Origin of the sequence: Streptomyces sp. NPDC001851 (assembly GCF_040297165.1) — a bacterium.
In the GTDB taxonomy this organism is placed as follows: domain Bacteria; phylum Actinomycetota; class Actinomycetes; order Streptomycetales; family Streptomycetaceae; genus Streptomyces.
Window position 1 is genome coordinate 424 of the sequence record NZ_JBEOYR010000077.1, and the last position, 1043, is coordinate 1466.

1 protein-coding gene is annotated in these 1043 nt (G+C 49.7%); it reads right to left on the reverse strand.

Annotated elements, in window-relative coordinates:
- Positions 1-2 precede the first annotated feature (2 nt).
- On the reverse strand, positions 3-1043 hold a 1041-nt coding region (locus ABT171_RS41580), incomplete at its 5' end, for a mannose-1-phosphate guanylyltransferase/mannose-6-phosphate isomerase (RefSeq protein ID WP_351252144.1).

Genomic DNA, 1043 nt, shown 5'->3' on the forward strand with positions numbered 1-1043 from the left:
TTCTACACCAGGAAGTGCGTGCCGCTGTCGATGTCGCAAATCTTGCCCCAGGGACGATATGCGGTGGAATGCTGGCGAAAATGATGAAGATTGCGCTTTTTAAGCTCATCAACCACTTTCTTCACATCCTGCACTTTGTCCTTGTGAGCGATCAGCAAGGCGTCAGTGGTGTTGACCACGATCAGGTTTTCCAACCCAATGGTCGCCACCAACGCGGACTCAGAGGAAATGTAGTTGTCATTGGAATCGATCGAGATAATGTCGCCCACATTGACATTGCCCAAATGATCTTTCTTAGAAACGTCCCACAGCGAGGACCAAGAACCAACGTCACTCCAGCCAGCATCAATGGGAATCACTACAGCATCACGCGTTTTTTCCATCACCGCATAGTCGATGGAGTCGCTCGGACAGTGTTTGAAGATCGCTTGTTCAACCCGAATAAAGTTCATGTCGCGTTGGCTTTTAACCACAGCCTGTTGGGTTGTGTTAAAGATGTCTGGGCTAAACTGCTGCAACTCTTGCAAAAACTTGGCGGTTTTGAACATGAACATACCGCTGTTCCAGCTATATTCACCGCTGGCGAGGTATTCTATCGCTTTCTCCAAACGTGGTTTTTCCACGAATGAATCAACCTTAAAGCAATCATGAGACAAGTGACTGCCGCGTTTAATGTAACCGTACCCGGTTTCCGGGTGCTCCGGAATAATGCCAAACGTGACCAGCTGATTGTTGACCGCAAAAGAGATTGCCGTCTGAATCGCCGCGTGGAAATTCTCTACTTTCGTGATCAGATGGTCTGCAGCCAGCACCAAGAGCATGCTGTCTTCGTCTTCTTCGGCAGCGAGATGAGCTGCCAACGCCACTGCCGGCGCGGTATTGCGCCCTACGGGCTCTAAAATGATATTGGTCGCTAATTGTCCGATTTCACGCAATTGCTCGGCAACCAAAAAACGATGTTCCTCATTGCAAATGACCAAAGGAGCGGCAATTTCAATACCGCCCAGCCCCGACAAGCGCTGTAACGTCTGTTGCAGCAGGCT